This is a genomic window from Pueribacillus theae (genome assembly GCF_003097615.1).
Taxonomy (GTDB): Bacteria; Bacillota; Bacilli; order Bacillales; family UBA6769; genus Pueribacillus; species Pueribacillus theae.
Map to the genome: position 1 here is coordinate 1 of NZ_QCZG01000051.1, position 20,214 is coordinate 20,214.

The following is a 20,214-nucleotide window of genomic DNA, read 5'->3' on the forward strand; positions in this document are numbered from 1 at the left end:
TGGATTGCAGGCTTACCTAATTATATCAAGGTATATCTGCCTGTTTCAGTCTGCGAAAGTTGAGTAATAAATATAAGAAAAATCAAGACAGATAAAAAAACAACATAAAGAATGGAAGGCAGTGGGATAGCGGCATCAATCAATGCGACAAAAATTATAAAAGCTTGCAGGGCTAAAAAGAGAAGGATCCAACTCCATCTTTCCAACAAAAATTTTCCAACCATACAAATCACGCCTCTTCTACAGCCATATAGCCTTGTCCCACTTTCGTTTCGATATAATGGCCCAAGCCTAATTCATCCAGTTTTTTCCGCAAGCGATTCACATTGACTGTTAAGGTGTTGTCGCTAATAAACCGTTCGTCATCCCATAGACTTTTGATTAACGCTTCACGGCTTACGATTTTATTTTTTTGTTCAATGAGCTGTTTTAAAATAAACATTTCATTCTTTGTCAATTCGATTGAAGCTCCAGAATAAGTAATCGTATTGCTTTCATAATCGACAGTTGCTCCGCACCATGTTTTTAATGTAATTTGGTCTGTATTATAATTGTACACGCGGCGAAGAATCGCTTGAATTTTTGCGATAAGGACATCAAAATGAAAGGGCTTTTGAATATAGTCATCCGCACCTAGCTGCATGGACATCACCATATCTGTCGGGTGATCACGTGACGATAAAAAGATAATCGGAACCTTGGAATGCTCGCGAATCAACCGGCACCAATGAAAGCCATCGAATTTGGGCAACTGAATATCAATAATCACAAGATCAGGTTTTACAACTGTAAATTCTTGAAACACTTGGCTAAAATCCGCCACACCATATACGTCATACGACCATTGAACAAGCCTCTCTTTTATTTCTTGAAACAAAGTCGCATCGTCTTCAATTAACATTAGTTTAAACAAAGAATGTCACCGCACCTTATTTTTACTCTCATTGTATCGAAAAAACCATCTTGGATGCTATAGCTCTTTTAAGACTGGCATAAGCAAGCAGAAAGAGCAGAAATAAACTACTCTTTGCAAAGCTATTTTAAATAGGGGCCGACAACAAAAAGCCCACAACCTAATGATTAGAATTGTGAGCTTTCTTGAAAAGATAAAAGATTATTCTGTTTCAATGAGTGCGTATTTCCCATCTTTCCTTTTGTAAACAACATTTGTATCATTTGTTTCAGCATTCGAAAATATAAAGAAGCTATGCCCAAGCATATTCATTTGCAAGATGGCTTCCTCAACGTTCATCGGCTTTAAATGAAAGCTTTTCTTGCGGACAATTTCAAATGCTGCATCTTCGCGTTTATCAGCTGGTGCCTCTGCAAAAAGGTTTTTAATGCTTCCTTCATTGCGAAACTTGCGATTAATTTTTGTTTTATGTTTACGGATTTGCCTTTCGAGCTTTTCAGCCACCTGATCAATCGCCGCATACATATCTTGATCGCTTTCTTCAGCACGAAGCAATAAACCCTTCATTGGGATGGTAACCTCAATCGTCTGTTTGCTATTGTAAACTTTCATCCTCACATGCACATCAGCATTGATTTCAGAATCGAAATAGCGTTCAATCTTTCCTAATTTTTTCTTAATATAATCATTCAAAGCATCTGTTACTGTAATGTTTTCACCGCGGATCTCAAACTTCATGGCTTCCACTCCTCAGCTTAATTCTGCCATTTATCTTCACAATTTTGAGCTGTTCTTATTCATTTTCTTTTTAAAATTCGAATTAATTATCTCTAACAACAAGGACATCACATGTCGCGTTTCGAACAATTTGCTCTGCTACACTTCCTATTAAAAACCGTCCAATCGCATTTAAGCCTGTTGCCCCACAGACGATTAAATCAATATTATATTCTTCAGGGATCGTGACAGCTAATTCCAATTTTGGATTCCCCGTTCGAAACACTGTTTCTATGTTATCTACTTTTTGGGCCTTTGCTTTGTCAGCATATTCGGCAAGAAGCTTTTCTCTTTCATTTTTTATATCATCGATTACATCTACAGAAGGGGAATAGAATTCAATTGTTGCCATATTTCTAAGATCTACTACATGTGCAATGTAAAGCTTTGCTTCATTTTCTTTCGCAATTTTAAGTACACGGTTGAAAGCAGCTTCAGCTGCGTCAGAACCATCAACAGCCACCATAATATTTTGATAAGCCATTTTTCCCACTCTCCTTTTGGAAATTTCTAATTCCATTATACTAAACAATGTAAAATAAATTAGGCATTATCCATAAAGAATTGTGAGCGTTATATGAATAAAATAAAGCAAACCAGAGATAAGATGATCCCCTGTGCAAAGTAAAATAGTAGAAAGCCAAACCATGAGCAGAAATTCTATAAAGATTTAATAGCAGCCGGCTTTTTCCAAGCTAGTGACAGCGCAACTCCAATCGCTAAAAAGAATGATGAGAAATAGAACGGATAGTTGAAATCAATGTCGAATAGAATCCCCCCAACAATGGGCCCAAACACGTTTCCGAGACTTGTAAACATCGAATTCATCCCGCCTACAAAACCTTGCTCATCCCCGGCGATTTTCGATAAGTAAGATGTAGCAGCTGGACGAATTAAATCGAAACCGACAAACAGAATAAATGTTACAAGAAGAATGAGTAAATACGAATTTACTACAGTCGTTAAAAAGACTAGAATTACTGAAAAAATCAGGCTGTAACGAATCAATCCGATTTCTCCAAGGTGCTTTGTTAAGCGATCGAAAAACGCAACCTGCGCAACTGCCCCTACAATCGCTCCGCCTGTAATAACGATAGCAATATCCTTTGGCGTAAAAGCAAATTTACGATCGACAAACAATGCAAACAATGATTCAAACGCAGCCAAGCCAAATGATGAGATGAGAATAATCATAAAAGCGATGAAATACACCGGTGCAAAAATACGCTTAAGTCCCGATCTTTTCTCTTGCATCGTCTCTTCATGATTCCGTTCCACTTCACGAAGCGTCATCATTGATAAAATCGCAGCAATTAACGCAAGGACTGCTGCCGTAAAGAATGGAAGGCGCGACCCGATTTCAGCTAAAAACCCGCCAACGCCTGGCCCAATAATAAATCCCGTCGAAATAGCGGCTGACATGTAGCCAAGCGCTTTCGGACGTGTTTCGATCGTTGTAATATCCGCAATAAATGCCGTTACTGCAGGCATAACAAATGCTGCACTTATTCCGCCAAGCAAACGGGAGATAAAAAGAACTTCTACTGTTTTTCCAAGCCCGAACAATAATTCCGAAACGCTGAAAAGCAACAAACCAAGAATAATCATTTTTTTGCGTCCAAATGTATCCGCCCATCGGCCTGCAATTGGAGACACTAGAAGCTGCATTACCGCAAACGCAGCAACAAGATTGCCAAGAGTGGAGCCGGATAAATTTAATTCATCCATAATCGTTGGCAACACTGGGATAACTAGCCCGATACCTAAAAAAGTGATAAATAAATTTATGAGTAACATGGTTAACGTTCTATTTTGCTTTTTCATCTTACTTTCTCCTTCTTTTCATCCAGTTAAGAAAGGTCCAAAGAACAATATAAACGCTTATCTGTTTGAGAGTCAATTATTTTATGCATGAGAGAAAGATTTGCAGTTTTACTGGGCAGAGTTCATGAAAAGAATATAAAAAGTCCCCTTTTCCCCTACAAAATCTTGTTGAAAAATCGTTGAAAGTGACGTAAGGTCATCTTGTATACTGTACTTAAGATTGAATGACAAAGGTGGTGTTCCGGTTGATATCCATTAAAGAAGTAACAAAAGAGACGGGCATTACTGTAAGAACGCTGCGCCATTATGATCATATTGGCTTGCTGCCCCCAGCCGCAAAGACAGAAGGCGGCCACAGATTATATGGAGAAGTCGAATTGCAAAAACTCCAAGAAATTCAATTTCTAAAAACTTTAGGCTTCAGCTTGAAAGAAATCAAAGACATGCTTTCTAACAACGATTGGGATTGGGCGGAATGTTTGCGAAATCAGTTGACCTTTATTTCACAAGAAAAAGAGAAATTGGCACAAATTGAATCAACGCTGCGCGGGCTGTTAAATGGACTTACAATGGATGGACAGATTGATTTGATTAAAATACAAAAGCTAATCCAGCTTTACCAAAAAAATAAAGATAAACGGGAAATTTACCGTAATCAAATGTTTCAGGAGAAGGAAACGGCGTTGTTGGACCTATTGCCAAATGTGAATAGTGGAGATCCCGATTCACTGGAATGGGTCTCCTTGCTTGGGCAATTGAAACAACATAAGGACGAAGGGGCAGGCTCTATCCGGATACAGCGTATTATAAGGCGCATGTATGAGAAACAAGAAGAAACCTTTGGAAATAACAATGATGCTTTCCTCGATAAATTTTGGGAAATTCGAAAATCGCCAAAAAAATCACAAGACGCAGGATTTTATCCAATCGAACCGGAAATATTGAAATTTCTTGAAGAAGCATCAGAAATCTATGTAAGCAATAGAAGGGATGTCCACCATCAATAAATCGTTGTTTGGTTCACAAATATCCATTTCAAAAAGTAGTGAAATGGGGTTTTATATAAAAAAACTTGAAAGTGACGTAACGTCATCCTTTATTATGATGAAAACGAGTATGATTAATAAAGGAATTCGAGGTGGACGTTATGAATTCAGCATCTGATATTCGAACAACACAAGTTTCATGGAATGGCTTGGATCTGTTCATTGTTTTCTTCACTTGGTTTATTTTAAGTACGGGCACAGCATTCAACAGTGCAGGCAAAACATTGGAACAATTGGGATTTACTCCATGGCTAGCGGGTTATATTGGAGCGGTTGCCATTCATCTCTTACAGTTAGGAATAGTTTGGGTCGTCATTTTTTCTAAACACAAACTCTCATGGAGAGATTTCGGATTTCGCCCCTTAACAAAAAAAAGTACGGTTCAACTCATTATATGGAGCATCATCGGTTTTGTATTAAATGCGGCTGCTTTAAGTGTAACGGCACTCATTTGGTCTGGGGAATCGTCAAAGGCAGATACAATCGAAAGCTCTGGCTTCTTATTATCGTTACTTATGGTTGCTGTTATTGCACCGATTGTCGAAGAAGCCGTATTTCGGGGTGTCATCTATAAATATTTTCGTGTAAAATTTGGATTCTTAGTCGGGATTATTTTGAATGGTATCTTATTCGGTTTGGATCATGTCCCTTCATGGGAACTCGTTTTTAATGCGGCTGTTATGGGAGCTTTTTTTGCCTATGTTTATGAACGAAGTGGTACATTGTGGACACCGATTATTATTCATGGCCTTACAAATGCCGCGGTAACGATACTGTTTTTCATTACAATTGGACTGGGGAATGGATGAGAAAAACAAAATTATATTTTAAGAAGGAATTTGCCAATTCTTGTTGAATAATTGAACTCATAGGCCTAGGACAAATATCACAAAATCACTCCTCATTCTCTTCTAGGACATAATCCTCATTCATAATCCCCCAGTCAAAATATTTCTTTTATTAATGCCCCATTAAAACGATAACTTTGCATATTTCATGTAACATGTTGTTGCTGTATAATCTGGTATAAGAATGATTTATTTAGAGCCATGAAAAAAGTATAGGAAGGAGAATAAGAATGAATGAGCAGCTGTCAAAAAAGATCCTTGAAAAATTAGATGAACATGGTGAAAAGCTCGATAAACACGGCAAAATACTAGATGAACACAGTAAAATACTAGGTAACCATGGTAAAATACTAGATGAACAGAGTAAACTATTGAATGAACATAGTAAAATACTAAATAAGCAGAGTAAACTATTGGATGAACATAGTAAAATACTTGATAAGCAGAGTAAACTATTGGATGAACATAGTAAAATACTAAATAAGCAGAATAATCTATTGGATGAACATAGTAAAATACTAAATAAGCAGAGTAATCTATTGGATGAACATAGCCGTATGTTGAACCAACAAAGTGATTTATTAACTCAACTTATCAAAATCGTAAAATCAACAAATGAAACAGTGGCAGATTCAAAAAGTGAGATTGCCAATCTAAATACCCAACAACAAACCATTATTGAAATCCAACAGGAACAACAAAAAATCCTTGAGCGTCTATCGTTTCGCTCCATCTCGCATGAAGCTGACATTGCAAGGTTAAGGCAAATTAAATAAAAACATAAATAACGAATGAAAAGGCATTTTGCAATCAACTTTAAAAGAAGCATTAAGTAGATAATCAATCTCTCATATCCGGATAAGCGGAATGAAACCAACCTGTCCATGTTATTCAGGCGCTGCGTTAGATGCTCTTACTAAGACTTTTTTTTCATCATTTTTCCAATTCCCTCAATCAACCAACCGATAACGTGAACGAAAACGGAGATCGAAAAGGCAGTCATCCAATGTTTCATTTCGACTGAAGGAACAAGATCCATTATAAGATAAATCACGAGCGTATCCAAAAAAATCGAAAGAATATTTTTCTCAACCCAATGCGGTTTTCTTTTGAACATAAGAAAATAAAAAACAGCCCCAACGGGATGAATCAACACTTCGGCCAAAAGAAAAGCAACGATTAATAATACGCCCGCTCCGAACAATGAAAGATCATCCGAAAAAATAATTGGATTAAAATTACTGGCAATCCTTAATATTCCCCAATAAACCAAACCAAAAAGAGCAATCGGAATGACAATAAACATCGACAGCAGCGGGACAAGCCACATTTTTACTAGTAAACTTTCATCTTTGTTAATGACATGGTTAATAAATGCCATAGAGCCTATAATAACAATAGCCCCTGTTATAATGAGTACATTCATAAAAATCCTCTATTCATTTCCCTAGTATAGCAATCGATTGAATGATTTTATTCAACTTTAATTAAATGATATGCGAATGGTAAGGTAATACCGAGTAAAATATTCAGTAATTATTCTACTTCTATTTCCTTCGTTCGATCCATGTACCACGTGTAAAAAGAGCTTGCCTTTGCCACAGGGATATCGTCTAAGCCTGTATGGCGAACCGGATTTGCGCGATTAACGATTTCAATGGATGCTATCCCAAGCTTTCGTTGAAAAATTGATCGAGAAACCTTCACTTCAATGATTTTATCCCTTTTTGAAATGAATTGGGATGTTGCAATTCCACCTTTTTTTATTTGGATAAACTTATCGTTTAATGTGTATTTTGTATTTTTATAACTCAATATAACGTACACATAAATAACAATAAAGAGAATGATAATACCGATCCACCACGCTTGTTGAATACCAAAAATAGCAGGTTTAAAATACGCGAGGGCAACTGAAGCAAGAACCAAAAACCAAATCGGTCTGAGCAGGCGCACCCACAACGACTTCTTCGGTAATTTAAACAGATCCTCCGTTATTTCAAACGATGGTAAAATTTCTGCTATCATTTCATATGCTCGTTTTTCCGGCAAAAATGGATACAGTGAGCTTATTTCTAGTTTATCATCATCGATTTTTAGATTGCCAGCACTAATTAATTTCACTTCGACAATTCCAAGAATTCGTTTCATCAGCGATTGATTGATTTCAATAGCTTGTACATTCCCTTTTAAGATAGAAAATGACGTTTCATCAATGACTCCTTGTGTAATATAAATACGCTCTTCATCAGAGGAAATTTCATATTTTCCATATTTTAAATATACCCTTGCCATTCCAAAGATAATTGATGCGATAACGAGAAGGATAATCATGATTGCGGTGAGCCACCAGGCGCTTAGAATGGTAGAAATGAATCCTTCCGCCCTTTCCTCCAAATTTAAAAATTCATTTACTTTAAAATAGAAGGTCACAAGAATGGGAACAAGCACCAAAAAACTAAGTGAAGTGAAGGATGCCTTGATCACATCACGTCTTGTTGGATGAAAATGAACCGTTCGTTCTCGTTTTTCATCTTGGCTCTGCCCAGTAACTATCGGCTCCGCTTCATCTACTCTCTTACCATAATGTGTACAATTTGCGATATACGCTTCCATCTGATCCGCTTGCATAGGAGATATGACTTCGAATTTGACGGTTGCATCATCACCCTGCATCGCTGTTTCAAAATGAATGGATGTCACCTTAAATAAGCGATGAAATTTAGATGTATGGCGATTGACATTTTGTATTTTAGAATAAGGAATAGTTCGTTCTTGTTTATTAAAAATCCCTTTATATAAATGAAAGGCAGTATCTCCAAGTTTATATTGATGTGTAAACCATTTTAAAATAAAGTAAATAATCGTAATGGCGGTATATAGATAAAAGGCATAGCGACCATATTTCATAAAAAATGTCTGTGATTTATAATTAAAAGCGAGTATTAAGATTAGAAAAAATACACTTTTCACATAACCCCATAGGTCATAAAATATAAGTAATGGATGATATCGTTTCTTCTTCATGATTCTACTTCCTTTATTTTAGCGTAATGGGCAATTTGATTTCTTAGTTCCCAGGCAACGTCCCGTGGTAGTCCGGATATTGCATGGCTTGAACCCATCGTTTCAACGGATATCGAGCAAAGCCCATATTTACGCATGATGGGTCCTTGATTCATTTCAACGGATTGGATTTTGGTCATCGGTACGATTTCATATTCTTCAATAAAAGCCCCCGTTTTTAATTGTAAAAATTCTTCATCTACATGATAGCGTGTATTTTTATAAAGAAGAAAGGGCCGAATAGTAATAGACCAAATGCTTGCCAGTAGGGTAATAGCGGCAATTGCAATTAAAATCCAACCGATCCAATCTTTCCAGGAAAATCGATAATCTAAATAAATTAAAATACCGAGGACAATAAAAACAACGCTATTTTCAATTAACTCACGTAAGATCGTTGCTTTAATAATATTTTTAGATAGTCTATTCTTTGGTGGATGTATTTCTTCTAACAAAATATCACTCCTACATTCATTCGATCAATCGGTTTGAACTTATTCCAACGTTCAGATCCCCTAAAAGTTGCAAGGGAAATGGCCACTGTTGTTCCTTTTCCTAATGTAGAGGTTACCTGTATCTCGCCATCATGTAATCCAACGATGGCTTTCGCAATACTCATGCCTAGACCGGTACCTTCAACTTTTTCATTCGTATTTATACCCCGGTAATAGCGTTCAAAAAGATTCTGGATAAATTCCTCGTCCATCCCTTGTCCATCATCTTGAATTAGAATTTTAACCTTTTCTTCTTCTTGAAGGAGTCGAACCATAATCTTCGTATTCGGCGGATTATGCTTGATTGCATTGTAAATAATATTATCCAACACCCTCATGAACCATTTCGGATCAAGTTGTACATAGACTTCCCGATTCGTGCCGGCAAATAAAAAGGAAACCTTAGAAAGAGTAAGGTCTTTTTCAAACTTCATGACTGTTTTACGGACAAATTGGTTGATTTCCACTATTCTTTTTTCGAGCGTAATCCCTCTGTTCTTTAACTGGAAAACAAGTGAAAAGTCATTGACTAATTGCATCATATAATCGCCTTTTTCCCTGATCACTTTTCCGATTTCCTGTAGTTCCTGTGCTGAAAAATCGTATTGATTGCTTTCCAGCATATGTCCATACCCCTGGATTGTCGAAAGAGGGGTTCGTAAGTCGTGGGAAATGCCTGCCATCCATTCTTCCCTCGATTGTTCAAGTCGCGTTCGCTCTTGTTCCGCTTTAGTTAATTTATCAGCCATACTATAAAAAGACTGAAATACTTCTTGATATAAGCGATACCGATGTCGGGTTTTCCCTTTCTTTTTAAACACCTTTTTCTTCTCTTTTTCTGTTAACACCTCATCATACCGTTCTTCCCCCATTCGCTCCAACCAGTTTACAAACAATAATAAAGGTCTGCCATAGCGATACCCGTTCCAAACAGAAAAAATAATCGTAATTAGCAAACTAATGGAAATGGCAATCAGTAAAATTTGCATTTCCTGAGATGAAAAAAGCCAAGCAGGCTTTTGGTTTTCTTTTCCAGGCAAATGAAGAACCCAAGAAACTTCTGATGTCGGATCGTTATAGACGTTTACCTTGGTCGCATGCTTTCCTGGTTCATAAATGCGGCCTATTAATTCCAAATGACTCAGTTTTTCATTATCGTCGGTTCCAATTGATTGGATTAATTCCCCTTTTTTAAAAATTTGAATAAAGCCATTTATCGGTTTTAACTTTTTTTCCAAAGCAGATAGTTCCTGTTTGTCTACCATTCCTTGATGACTGTATGTTGCAAACCATTCCCCCAACATTTCCTTATAATTATGCTGAAACCCAAATAAAAAATAATATTTACTGCTCATCCACGAATCATAATAGGTTTGTACAGGATAATGCTCCACTTCCCTCGATTCCTCAATGAGAAGAAGCTCATTAATCGTATAATCCTGTTTTAACGATTGGGGAGCATGTTCGGAATAGATGACATAACCATTCTTGTCGATAATTTGCATCCACATGTCATTTTCCTTTAATAATTTCGACCATTTCTCATCTAGTGTAACCTCATCCTTCTCAATGGCCACCATCGATGGAATGGTATCAACTAGGCCGTCTGCCGTATTTGCATTTAATTCTATCTTCGTCATTAAGTTAGCCACTAAAATAAAAAGAAAGATAAAAAAGAAAAAAACAGACACAAATAAAATGATAAACTGAATTGAAAAATGGAAAGCAATTCTTCTTTGAAGCTTCATTTTTGATGTTCCTTTACCAATTTATAGCCAAGGCCGCGTACAGTGAGGAGGAAGATTGGTTTTCCCGGGTCAGGCTCGATTCTTTCACGAATCCTGTGAATATGAACCATCACTGTATTATCATCTGCCATGTGATCATATCCCCAAACGGCCGTAAATAACTGTTCTTTCGATAGGACGCGGTTTGGATTTTTACAAAAATAAAGCAATAACATAAAGACTTGAGCTGGACAAGGCACAACCTTTCCCTCAACAAATAATTCACCTGTTTCTTCATCCAGCAAAAAATGTCCAAAATCATATCTTTTTTTATGTTTCATGGTTGGTGTTTGCCTTTTGCCACCATTCCTTCTTAATTGGGCTTTCAATCTAGCCACGATCTCAAGGGGGTTAAAAGGTTTTGTGACATAATCATCTCCCCCTTTTTCAAAGCCTGTCAAAACATCGAAATCCGTCACCTTTGCCGTTAAAAATAGAAGATAAGCATCTGTATATTTTCGAATTTTTGTGCATAGATCAAAGCCATTAATGTCTGGCAGCATGACATCCAAGACAATAAAATCGATCGATTCCTTTCGAATAATCTCCATTGCTTCTTTGCCTGTTTCAGCTTTAAATATATGAAGAAAACCTTCTTTTTTTAAGACCATTTCTACCATTTGGATAATAGAAAATTCATCATCCACTAATAAGATTTGGCTGTTACGCATAAGCAATCACCCCACACTAATCCTAGCATATGAACCTTACAAATAGCTGAACAACTTATATGGAGAATTAAGGGAATCGTAAGGTTTTCGTTCCTAAAAAGTTAACTTCCTCCTTTACTCTTATCCATGAATAACATGCGAAGGAGTTTTTGAGATTGAAAGACACAGCCAAACGATTACACACGATTGACGGCATTCGAGGATTTAGTCTACTAGGAATTTTACTTGCCAATCTACTTATTTTCCAATACGGAATTTGGGGAAAAGACAAGATGGAATTTTATTCCCTTTCCCCTTTTGATTCCCTTATGAATTCTTTCCTCCGAATTGCCGTTGAAGAAAGTTTTTTGCCGATTTTTACCTTTCTTTTCGGTTATTCCATGATCATGATGAAGGAAAGCTTGGAAAGAAAAGGATTAAAAATAAAAAGGCATTTTGTTCGAAGAGCCTTATTTTTACTCGCCATTGGCAGTTTACATGGGATCTTTTTATGGGAAGGAGATATTTTATTCTTTTATGGGATGATGGGATTCTTTCTTTTGCTTTTTCTAAATCGAAAGAAAAAGACGTTACTTGTCTGGGCGATTACCCTCTCTTCCATCATGATTTTACTAGTTGGTCTGGGCTCTTTGATCGATGGTGGAAATGCAGACATCGTAGAACCGAAAAAACTAGAGACATACATTGAAAAGACGATAGATGTGTATGGAACAGGTACGTATCAGGAGATTATGGACCATCGCAATCATGAAGATCCATTGGGGGACGAAGCCTATCTATTGTTTTTTGTAACATTATTTTCGCCTTTATTTACGGCACCGATGTTTTTATACGGTATGTATGCGGCCAAACGGAAAATCTTTTTAAATCCGTTAAAAGAAAAAAAGCTTTATCAATATGGAGCAGCCATTTTAATCCCTCTGGGGCTTTGTTTAAAAGCAGCTTTCCACACTTTCCCTGAAGCGAGTTGGTCAGATGTAGCCATCACTTTAGGGGGTCCCCTACTTTCGATTGGATATATTTTTGGCATCGCCCTCCTGTACTGTGAGTCCTGGGCTAGTAAATTACTAAAGCTGTTTGAAAACGTTGGTAAATTATCAATGACCAACTATTTATTACAAACCGTCATTTGTACGACAATTTTTTACGGCTATGGATTGGGCCAATTCGCCAAATTGGGGGTGGGTGTAGGAATTATTTTAGGATTCGCCATTTACGGATTACAAATGTGCATAAGCCATTATTATTTAACGTATTTCCGTTTTGGGCCAGTCGAAAAAATAAACAGAATCTGGACTTATTTTTCTTTTTCCGGAAGACCCAGAATGAAAAGGCCTAAAGAAAAAATCGCCTAGATAAAGCGAGGCTTTTCGGGAACGTATTTCCTTAAAATTGGCTGTACTCGAAAATGGCCGTTCAATCTCTAGCAGAGTTTGAACGGCCATTTTTTTAATCGATGAAATAATTTCTAGGTAAACATTATTTATTAGCGACCGAAAGCAGCTCCTGTTGTCTGAATACTACCTATGTTTTATCGCAAATTTACTCGGGAATGTATTAGACATAACGATCTCTATAAAGCGAGATTTCCATCAGTGGGGGGTTTCTTTATCCCCCACTGATGGTTAGTAAGACTTATCGGGGTGTTAGCGTCCGTTATCTCACTTAGACTTCTTCGAAATCTCTAAATCTTGAGGGATCTTACGGACGGTTGCACCGGGATAAATTGCTTTATCTGTAGAGGAGTGAACACATTGGATCTTTTAGAGGATGCAAAAAATTTCCATAGCGAATTAATCAACTGGAGGCGTCATCTTCATGAAAATCCGGAGCCTAGTCTAGAAGAGTATCAAACCTCAAAATTTGTACAGGATCGCTTAAACGAAATGGGGTTTGCAAATATCGTTCAAATGGCAAGGACAGGGGTCGTGGCCATGGTTGAAGGCCAAGAAAAAGGTGAAACGGTTGCACTTAGAGCCGATATGGACGCCCTTAGGATGGCAGATGAGAAAACAACGGAATATAAATCGAAAAACCTGGGCATCACACATGCATGCGGCCATGATGGGCATACATCCATGTTATTAGGAGCCGCCAAATTGCTAAAAAAACACCCTCCCAGAAAAGGGTCAATTAAGCTGATTTTTCAACCTGCTGAAGAAGGACAATTTGGTGCAAAAAAAATGATCGATGAAGGCGTACTGAAAAACCCGACAGTCAAAGCAATCGCAGCATTGCATGTAAATCCCGATGTACCAACTGGTTACTTCACTTGTTCAGCAAATGAAGCATGTGCGGCCTCTGATTCCTTTGAAATTGAAATCATCGGCCAAGGCGGACATGCCGGACACCCAGATAAAGCAAAAGATGCGATTACGATTGCCGCTGAAGTCATTACCTCTTTGCAACAATTAATAAGCCGTGAAATCGATCCGGTATCCCCTACCGTTATGACTGTTGCGAACATTCAGGGGGGAACAGTGAACAATGCCATTGCTGGCATTGTGAGAATGGCTGGCACAGTGCGAACATTGGATTCGGAAATACGCGAAACAATTGATGATAAAATGGAACGCATCATTAAAGGCATAACCGAAGCTTTCGATGCAAAATTTTCATTCCATTATACGCGCCTCTATCCACCGTTGCTAAATGCTCGATCGTTAGTAACAAGTGTTGAAAAGACGGTGAAAGAAACCTTAGGCGAAGAGCGATTTCAAATTTCCAAACCATCAACTGGCGCCGAAGACTTCGCTTTTTATACGAATGAAGTTCCCGGTGTGTATTTTCGGCTTGGTGTACGAAACGAATTGAAAGATGCTGTTTACCCCCTTCACCATCCTAAATTTGATTTAGATGAAGAGGCCCTTCCTTACGGATCAGCTATTCTCGCCCAATGGGCATTAAACCAATTAGAAAATAATTAGACACGAGGATGATGGTGATGACGCTTAAAGACTTGTACAAAAATCAAAAAATAGATTCAGAGGGCGACAAACAACGAGCCTGGGGAAATTTTGGAATGACCGCAAGCGCAACGAAGGAAGCCTCCCAAGCAGGCGCCGAACTGTTAAAGTCTGGCGGCAATGCCATGGACGCCTTGGCAGCCATCCAATTTGGGCTCGCTGTATCAGAACCGTTTAATACAGGGCTCGGTGCAAGCGGGTTTATCATCTATTATGATAATCAAACTAAGAAAACGACCGTTATCCAAGGCCATTCTCAAGCACCGGCCAATATAAAGAAAAATGTCTTCGTGGATGAACATGAAGACGAGATTCCTTTTTTTGAGCGTTCCACTCCGGGTACAGCCGTAGCCATACCGGGGATCATTAAGGCGTTTTCCGCCGCCATGGAAAAGTACGGAAAGAAAACATGGGAAGAAGTCTTACAGCCCGCGATAGCATTCGCTGAAAATGGTGTTGAAGTAAACGAGTCATGGAAAGTGGCCCTTGAACGCTTTCGCATGCGTTTAGGAGAAGAAGCAGAGAATTTTTTCATGCCGGAAGGCGTGCCGCTGACGGTAGGCGAAATCGTACCAAATAAAGAACTGGCAAAAACGCTCCGTATCCTGCAAACAGAAGGAGCCGAAGCATTTTACAACGGCGAAATTGCCAATGCCATCGTAAAAACTGTTCAAGAAATGGACGGTTGCCTGACAAAGGAAGACCTCAAAAACTATGAAGCGGTTTTTCAACAACCCCTGCGGGCTCATTATAAAGGGTTTGAAATTGTCGTCCCAAGCCCGCCAAACGGAGGCGGATTTGCATTAATTTATATGTTGAAACTGCTTGAAAAGCTGCATATTGAACAATACGATGTCCGCTCATGGGAAAAATATTACCTCTTGGCTGAAACATTGCGTATCATGACAGCCGACAAACTGGCGCACATGGGAGACCCGAATTTTTACGACGTGCCCCTTCAAGGATTGGTTCATCCTGATTACATCGCTGAACGATTAAAATTGTACAACTTTAAAAACCGCAATCTTGATATCAGCTTCGGCAATCCATGGAAATATGAAAAGAACGGAGAGCCAAGCGGTTTAAAACCGCATACAAATGAAAAAGGAAGTGAAACCACCCACTTTATTGCTGTTGATAAATGGGGAAATATTGCAGCCTGTACATCCTCCCTTGAGCATATGTTCGGTTCGGGCATTATGGTTCCGGGCTATGGTTTTTTACTGAACAATGACATGACAGACTTTGATCCATCCATAGGCGGCATTAATAGTGTAGAACCGCATAAATTTGCCGTAAGCATGAAAACGCCGACACTAGTCTTCAAAAACGGCAAGCCGCTTTTAACACTCGGTTCCCCGGGCGGCCCCACTATTGTCGCCTCTGTATTGCAGACGCTTATCCATGTCCTTGATTATAAAATGGATTTGAAAGAAGCAATTGAAGAGCCAAGAATCTATAATGGCACCGGCCCGCTCATTTGGTGGGAGGAAGGCATGCCAGAAGAAGCAAAAAGGGTACTTAAAGAGATGAACTACGAATTTGATGACATCCCTTTGGAGATAGGGAATGTACAGGCTGTCCTGTTTGACCAGGAAAAGAACCTATATTACGGCGCGTGTGACTCTTCGCGTCCGGGGATTCCAGTGGGGCTTTAAACACCAAGTGTTTGTTGTTGGGAAAACAAAAAGGACATCCCTTTCACCCATCGTTTGAAAGAGATGTACTACACTCACTCTCACCATGCAAGTTAACCTTTTCCATCTCTGTTTAAATGGCGAAGGACATCCACACCAAAGAAGAAGATTCAATGACTGTTATAGCTCCGCCCCCAAGGTTGCTAACATAAAATAACCCTCATGTACAAGCACAGTTAGGGAAGTGAAAATATCTAATAAGCCACCAATCTTTGTTGCCTATTTTATCGAATTTTGGGTAGTTGTCCATTCATTGGACAATCGTACTACATAGTATTTAACATAGGTTCTAAAAAAAGGAGGTTTTTTTTATGAGCTATAAACCTTGCGGTTGTTATGGGAAATGCACTTGCGGCTATCCACAAGCCAAACCTGCACAACAATTGCCTGCCAAAACGATGCCAGCTCAAATTAGCCCAACGAAACAGCTTAATGAATATGTAGGGCAGGATGTATATATCCCGGTGGTGCATCCATCACACACTACGCAAGTAAATCATACAACTCTTAAATATATGCATTCTTATCCGCATACAAAATCAGTCGTGAATTCTATTTCAGAAGAACATTACTGTGTTTGCCCTCCTGAACACCATCGTTATGGATACAAGCCAAAAAAACACTGGTAAAGAATTTCCCAATTTTATATTCGTAAATTAAGCCCGGTCAGCGCCGGGCCTGTTTTTTTAAAAAGCTATCCCGCATTAACTATGGTTTTCTGGGACTTTGGGAGTAACTTCACTAGCAGTGTTTGTACCATGGTTTCCGTGTTCATGATGACTATGTTGATGATTCACGTTTTCTTCCTCCTGTTCCACATCTGCATGATTCGTTTTTCCATCTGTTGCAGGATTCACACTTGCGTATACACTATAACCTGCGATGACGATTACAAGGTACACGACAGCCGAAACGATCCAGAGCCAAATCTTTCGTTTCATAGCAACTCTTCCTTTCAACCCTTCAACTTCACTCTTTGAAGTCTTAGGGCATTTAATACAACCGATACGGAACTAAAAGCCATCGCAGCCCCCGCTAACCATGGCGCCAAAAAGCCTGCTGCTGCAATAGGGATACCCAAGCTGTTGTATGCAAGTGCCCAGAAAAGATTTTGTTTAATATTGGTGATCGTCTTCTTGCTCATGAAAATGGCATCGGCAATACTATTTAAATCCCCGCGAATCAGAGTAATATCCGCCGCTTCCATGGCCACATCGGTTCCTGTCCCGATTGCCATCCCAATATCGGCTGTTGCTAGAGCGGGTGCGTCATTGATTCCATCGCCTACCATCGCCACTTTTTTACCTGCCTTTTGAAGCTTTTTCACTTCTTCCGCCTTGCCTTCCGGCAGAACTTCTGCAATGACGTGCTTTATGCCAACTTGTTCGGCAATCGCATGGGCAGTTTGGGTATTGTCGCCTGTGATCATCACCACATCCAAATCCATATCCTGCAATCGTGCGATGGCTTCTTTTGATGTTTCCTTAATCGTGTCAGCTACGGCAACAATTCCGGCATAACGGCCGTCGATCGCCGCCAACATGGCCGTTTTTCCCTGCTTCTCTAATTCCTCCATTTTTGTCAGCTCAGCTTGCACGTTAATATCATGCTTTGCCATGAGCCTGCGTGTACCGATCAGTAAATCTTTCCCATTAACCGTCGCTTGTACTCCAAAACCGGGGATGGCTTCAAACGTTTCCGGTGCGGCCAGTTCAATTCCTTTATCTCGAATTCCTTCAACGATCGCTTGGGCGAGTGGGTGTTCTGAGTTTTTCTCTGCAGCTCCGACCAATGTTAGAAATTCAGTTTCATTTATACCTTCTGCCAAAATGACATCTGTTAACGAAGGTTTCCCATTAGTGACTGTACCGGTTTTATCCAAAATAATCGTATCTAATCGATGTGTCGTTTCGAGGTGTTCCCCGCCTTTAAATAGAATTCCAAATTCCGCGGCCCGGCCTGAACCAGCCATAATCGAAGTTGGTGTGGCCAAGCCAAGTGCACAAGGACAAGCAATCACTAAGACAGCAATAAACTTTTCAAGGGCTTCCGCAAATTCTCCGGGACTGACGGCAAAGTACCACACTAGGAAAGTGATAATCGCGATTCCAACTACAATTGGAACGAAAATACCCGAAATCACGTCTGCCATCCGTTGGATCGGTGCTTTGGAGCCTTGAGCTTCTTCAACTACTTTTATAATTTGAGCCAAAGCCGTATCTTTCCCAACTTTGGTTGCTTTAATTTTTAAGAAACCATTTTTATTTATGGTTGATCCAATGACGTTGTCTCCGATCGATTTATCGACCGGAACACTTTCCCCAGTCAACATGGATTCATCAAGCGCAGATTGGCCTTCAACAATTTCTCCATCAACCGGTACCTTTTCGCCCGGCTTTATATAAACAATATCGCCTTGTAAAACTTCTTCAATCGGAATGATCATCTCTTGGCCATTACGGGCAACCGTCGCATTTTTTGCTTGTAATCCCATAAGCTTTTTAATTGCTTCGGATGAACGGCCTTTCGCCTTCGCTTCAAATAGTTTCCCCAATATAATTAAAGTAATAAGAACCGCACTTGTTTCATAGTAGAGCTCGACCATATGGGCATTGGAGCCTATTGACCTAATACTTAGATAGAGGCTATAGAAATAGGCAGCGGAAGTACCTAACGCAACGAGTACATCCATGTTTGCACTTTTATTTCGTAATGCTTTAAATGCCCCAGCGTAGAATTGCCCGCCTACTATAAATTGAACAGGTGTGGCAAGCGCGAATTGGACCCAAGGGTTCATAAACATATCAGGTAGCCAAATAAAAGAAGTAAATTCAAAGTGGCTCACCATTGCCCATAACAACGGAAAGGACAAGATGAGAGAGAAAAGAAACTTCCCTTGCTGCTTTTCAATCTCCTTTTGCCTATGATCAACTTGGTCTCCCGCATTTTCCTGTTTTTGCTCTAAGGTGTAGCCAAGCTTTTTAATCGCCTCTTTCATGTCGGTAACGGATACCTGGTCAGGGTTATATTCCACAAGAACTGTTTCCAACGCAAAGTTGACGGTAGCCTGATTAACGCCATCCATCTTGTTGAGCCTTTTTTCAATTTTATTGGCGCATGCTGCACAGGTCATCCCGGAAATATCAAACTCCACTTTTTCGCTTACGATATGATAGCCTAGTGATTGGACTTTCTCCTTAAATTGTAATACGTTCGTTTTTTCCGGGTCATATTTAATTTGTGTTTTTTCAAGCGCAAAGTTCACATTTGCTTCTTCTACACCTTCAATTTTTTTTAACCCTTTTTCAATTCTGTTTGCACAAGCTGCACAGGTCATCCCTGTAATTTGTAGGGTAGTCTCCTTTTGGCTCATTTCTCTCACTCCAAACTTTTATATACGGTATAGGGGTACTATTTAATTAATAAATAGATCGTGCTTTACTAGAGCACGATCTATTTCATTTTTAGTTATTGTTATATTTTTGTGTTAATATTACCCCACTTCGTAACCTTGATCTTCGATCTCTTCTTTTATTCTTTCCAAGCTTACTGCGTCTGAATCAAAGGTAACATCCACTTTTCCTTCTTCTAAATTGACTTTAACAGATTGCACCCCGTTGAGCTTACCTACATTTCCTTCAATCGAATTAACACAATGCCCACAAGACATTCCTTGTACATTCAATGTTGTATGTTGCATAAAATAATTCCTCCTATAATTTTTAGTTGTAAATTTTACATTACCCGTGTAGGTAATTTTGGAACGTTTAAATTAAACTGGGGGAACAGTTTTTATTGTTTATATAAAGCAAGTATTCCTTTTTTCATACTCTTTAATCCTTGTATCAATCTTTGGTTTTGACGATGAACCTCTTTATATTATGGCAATTCATCTATCCACCTTTCTATAGCATTGGCTTACTGGGAAACAATCTTACGAGATAAGATTACCATACCCAAGGTGGGTATGTCAAATGTAAAATAAAATGCCAGCATGAAGGACTGGCTCTATCTACTATAGAATAATGTAAAAATAAATTGCAAATGAAGTCAGATATTAAGAAAAACCGGGCAAAAAGCGGCCCGGTCCTTTTTTGTTTAGAGAACATCCGATAATTTGTACTC

The 20,214-nt window shown here is 38.9% G+C and carries 20 protein-coding genes; 7 read left to right on the forward strand and 13 right to left on the reverse strand.

What is annotated here, in order from left to right; all coding sequences use genetic code 11:
- Positions 1-20: 20 nt before the first annotated feature.
- The 5 genes from DCC39_RS16600 to DCC39_RS16620 all read right to left on the reverse strand — a co-directional run bounded on the left by DCC39_RS16600 (position 21) and on the right by DCC39_RS16620 (position 3,514).
- Positions 21-224, reverse strand: a complete 204-nt coding sequence (locus DCC39_RS16600; RefSeq protein ID WP_116556021.1) for a hypothetical protein — start codon at positions 222-224, stop codon at positions 21-23.
- Positions 225-229: 5 nt separating this feature from the next.
- Positions 230-913 carry a response regulator transcription factor gene (locus DCC39_RS16605; RefSeq protein ID WP_116556022.1) on the reverse strand — a complete coding sequence of 228 codons (684 nt, stop codon included), beginning with the start codon at positions 911-913 and terminating at the stop codon, positions 230-232.
- A gap of 201 nt (positions 914-1,114) precedes the next feature.
- A complete protein-coding gene (hpf, locus tag DCC39_RS16610; RefSeq protein ID WP_116556023.1) occupies positions 1,115-1,651 on the reverse strand; it encodes a ribosome hibernation-promoting factor, HPF/YfiA family in 537 nt (178 codons plus the stop codon).
- Between the two features lie 82 nt (positions 1,652-1,733).
- Positions 1,734-2,174 carry a universal stress protein gene (locus DCC39_RS16615; protein WP_116556024.1) on the reverse strand — a complete coding sequence of 147 codons (441 nt, stop codon included), beginning with the start codon at positions 2,172-2,174 and terminating at the stop codon, positions 1,734-1,736.
- Positions 2,175-2,350: 176 nt separating this feature from the next.
- Complete coding sequence (locus DCC39_RS16620; protein WP_116556025.1) at positions 2,351-3,514, reverse strand: MFS transporter; 1,164 nt, start codon at positions 3,512-3,514, stop codon at positions 2,351-2,353.
- Between the two features lie 236 nt (positions 3,515-3,750).
- Here DCC39_RS16620 and DCC39_RS16625 point away from each other — a divergent pair, with 236 nt between their 5' ends.
- The 3 genes from DCC39_RS16625 to DCC39_RS16635 all read left to right on the forward strand — a co-directional run bounded on the left by DCC39_RS16625 (position 3,751) and on the right by DCC39_RS16635 (position 6,184).
- Complete coding sequence (locus DCC39_RS16625) at positions 3,751-4,521, forward strand: MerR family transcriptional regulator (protein WP_338066570.1); 771 nt, start codon at positions 3,751-3,753, stop codon at positions 4,519-4,521.
- 140 nt (positions 4,522-4,661) lie between these two features.
- Positions 4,662-5,369, forward strand: coding sequence for a CPBP family intramembrane glutamic endopeptidase (locus tag DCC39_RS16630; RefSeq protein WP_116556027.1), 708 nt, complete (start codon positions 4,662-4,664; stop codon positions 5,367-5,369).
- Between the two features lie 269 nt (positions 5,370-5,638).
- Positions 5,639-6,184 (forward strand): hypothetical protein, encoded by a 546-nt coding sequence (locus tag DCC39_RS16635; RefSeq protein WP_116556028.1) that lies wholly within the window; start codon positions 5,639-5,641, stop codon positions 6,182-6,184.
- A 140-nt stretch (positions 6,185-6,324) separates the two neighbouring features.
- On the opposite strand, the gene DCC39_RS16640 is transcribed toward DCC39_RS16635, so the two are convergent.
- The 5 genes from DCC39_RS16640 to DCC39_RS16660 form a co-directional block, all read right to left on the reverse strand.
- On the reverse strand, positions 6,325-6,834 hold the full coding sequence (locus DCC39_RS16640) for a hypothetical protein (RefSeq protein WP_116556029.1): 510 nt from the start codon (positions 6,832-6,834) through the stop codon (positions 6,325-6,327).
- Positions 6,835-6,944: 110 nt separating this feature from the next.
- Positions 6,945-8,435 carry a PH domain-containing protein gene (locus DCC39_RS16645; protein WP_116556030.1) on the reverse strand — a complete coding sequence of 497 codons (1,491 nt, stop codon included), beginning with the start codon at positions 8,433-8,435 and terminating at the stop codon, positions 6,945-6,947.
- On the reverse strand, positions 8,432-8,929 hold the full coding sequence (locus tag DCC39_RS16650) for a PH domain-containing protein (RefSeq protein ID WP_116556031.1): 498 nt from the start codon (positions 8,927-8,929) through the stop codon (positions 8,432-8,434). Before DCC39_RS16650 ends, DCC39_RS16645 begins: the two co-directional genes overlap by 4 nt.
- The gene (locus DCC39_RS16655; protein WP_116556032.1) at positions 8,923-10,716 is read right to left on the reverse strand and encodes a sensor histidine kinase; all 1,794 of its coding nucleotides are present in this window, start codon (positions 10,714-10,716) and stop codon (positions 8,923-8,925) included. The genes DCC39_RS16650 and DCC39_RS16655 overlap by 7 nt, the downstream gene beginning before the upstream one ends.
- Positions 10,713-11,426 carry a response regulator transcription factor gene (locus DCC39_RS16660; protein ID WP_116556033.1) on the reverse strand — a complete coding sequence of 238 codons (714 nt, stop codon included), beginning with the start codon at positions 11,424-11,426 and terminating at the stop codon, positions 10,713-10,715. Before DCC39_RS16660 ends, DCC39_RS16655 begins: the two co-directional genes overlap by 4 nt.
- A 155-nt stretch (positions 11,427-11,581) precedes the next feature.
- On the opposite strand from DCC39_RS16660, the gene DCC39_RS16665 reads away from it, so the two are divergent.
- From DCC39_RS16665 to DCC39_RS16680, 4 genes are all read left to right on the forward strand, one after another.
- Positions 11,582-12,781, forward strand: a complete 1,200-nt coding sequence (locus DCC39_RS16665; protein WP_116556034.1) for a DUF418 domain-containing protein — start codon at positions 11,582-11,584, stop codon at positions 12,779-12,781.
- Positions 12,782-13,171: 390 nt separating this feature from the next.
- On the forward strand, positions 13,172-14,353 hold the full coding sequence (locus tag DCC39_RS16670) for a M20 metallopeptidase family protein (protein ID WP_407071869.1): 1,182 nt from the start codon (positions 13,172-13,174) through the stop codon (positions 14,351-14,353).
- Positions 14,354-14,370: 17 nt separating this feature from the next.
- Positions 14,371-16,050 (forward strand): gamma-glutamyltransferase, encoded by a 1,680-nt coding sequence (gene ggt / locus DCC39_RS16675; RefSeq protein ID WP_116556036.1) that lies wholly within the window; start codon positions 14,371-14,373, stop codon positions 16,048-16,050.
- Positions 16,051-16,400: 350 nt separating this feature from the next.
- On the forward strand, positions 16,401-16,718 hold the full coding sequence (locus tag DCC39_RS16680; RefSeq protein WP_116556037.1) for a CotD family spore coat protein: 318 nt from the start codon (positions 16,401-16,403) through the stop codon (positions 16,716-16,718).
- 75 nt (positions 16,719-16,793) lie between these two features.
- Here DCC39_RS16680 and DCC39_RS16685 read toward each other — a convergent pair whose 3' ends face one another.
- The 3 genes from DCC39_RS16685 to copZ all read right to left on the reverse strand — a co-directional run bounded on the left by DCC39_RS16685 (position 16,794) and on the right by copZ (position 19,789).
- The gene (locus DCC39_RS16685) at positions 16,794-17,030 is read right to left on the reverse strand and encodes a hypothetical protein (RefSeq protein WP_205948540.1); all 237 of its coding nucleotides are present in this window, start codon (positions 17,028-17,030) and stop codon (positions 16,794-16,796) included.
- A 14-nt stretch (positions 17,031-17,044) separates the two neighbouring features.
- Positions 17,045-19,462 (reverse strand): heavy metal translocating P-type ATPase, encoded by a 2,418-nt coding sequence (locus DCC39_RS16690; RefSeq protein WP_116556038.1) that lies wholly within the window; start codon positions 19,460-19,462, stop codon positions 17,045-17,047.
- Positions 19,463-19,582: 120 nt separating this feature from the next.
- Complete coding sequence (copZ, locus tag DCC39_RS16695) at positions 19,583-19,789, reverse strand: copper chaperone CopZ (protein WP_116556039.1); 207 nt, start codon at positions 19,787-19,789, stop codon at positions 19,583-19,585.
- Positions 19,790-20,214 lie beyond the last annotated feature (425 nt).

Excerpts from the sequence above, each read along its gene's own strand:
- DCC39_RS16600 (WP_116556021.1), bottom strand. The coding sequence starts at position 224 with ATGGTTGGAAAATTTTTGTTGGAAAGATGGAGTTGGATCCTTCTCTTT.
- hpf (WP_116556023.1), bottom strand. The coding sequence starts at position 1,651 with ATGAAGTTTGAGATCCGCGGTGAAAACATTACAGTAACAGATGCTTTG.
- DCC39_RS16615 (WP_116556024.1), bottom strand. The coding sequence starts at position 2,174 with ATGGCTTATCAAAATATTATGGTGGCTGTTGATGGTTCTGACGCAGCT.
- DCC39_RS16620 (WP_116556025.1), bottom strand. The coding sequence starts at position 3,514 with ATGAAAAAGCAAAATAGAACGTTAACCATGTTACTCATAAATTTATTT.
- DCC39_RS16630 (WP_116556027.1), top strand. The coding sequence starts at position 4,662 with ATGAATTCAGCATCTGATATTCGAACAACACAAGTTTCATGGAATGGC.
- DCC39_RS16635 (WP_116556028.1), top strand. The coding sequence starts at position 5,639 with ATGAATGAGCAGCTGTCAAAAAAGATCCTTGAAAAATTAGATGAACAT.
- DCC39_RS16640 (WP_116556029.1), bottom strand. The coding sequence starts at position 6,834 with ATGAATGTACTCATTATAACAGGGGCTATTGTTATTATAGGCTCTATG.
- DCC39_RS16645 (WP_116556030.1), bottom strand. The coding sequence starts at position 8,435 with ATGAAGAAGAAACGATATCATCCATTACTTATATTTTATGACCTATGG.
- DCC39_RS16655 (WP_116556032.1), bottom strand. The coding sequence starts at position 10,716 with ATGAAGCTTCAAAGAAGAATTGCTTTCCATTTTTCAATTCAGTTTATC.
- DCC39_RS16660 (WP_116556033.1), bottom strand. The coding sequence starts at position 11,426 with ATGCGTAACAGCCAAATCTTATTAGTGGATGATGAATTTTCTATTATC.
- ggt (WP_116556036.1), top strand. The coding sequence starts at position 14,371 with ATGACGCTTAAAGACTTGTACAAAAATCAAAAAATAGATTCAGAGGGC.
- DCC39_RS16680 (WP_116556037.1), top strand. The coding sequence starts at position 16,401 with ATGAGCTATAAACCTTGCGGTTGTTATGGGAAATGCACTTGCGGCTAT.
- DCC39_RS16685 (WP_205948540.1), bottom strand. The coding sequence starts at position 17,030 with ATGAAACGAAAGATTTGGCTCTGGATCGTTTCGGCTGTCGTGTACCTT.
- DCC39_RS16690 (WP_116556038.1), bottom strand. The coding sequence starts at position 19,462 with ATGAGCCAAAAGGAGACTACCCTACAAATTACAGGGATGACCTGTGCA.
- copZ (WP_116556039.1), bottom strand. The coding sequence starts at position 19,789 with ATGCAACATACAACATTGAATGTACAAGGAATGTCTTGTGGGCATTGT.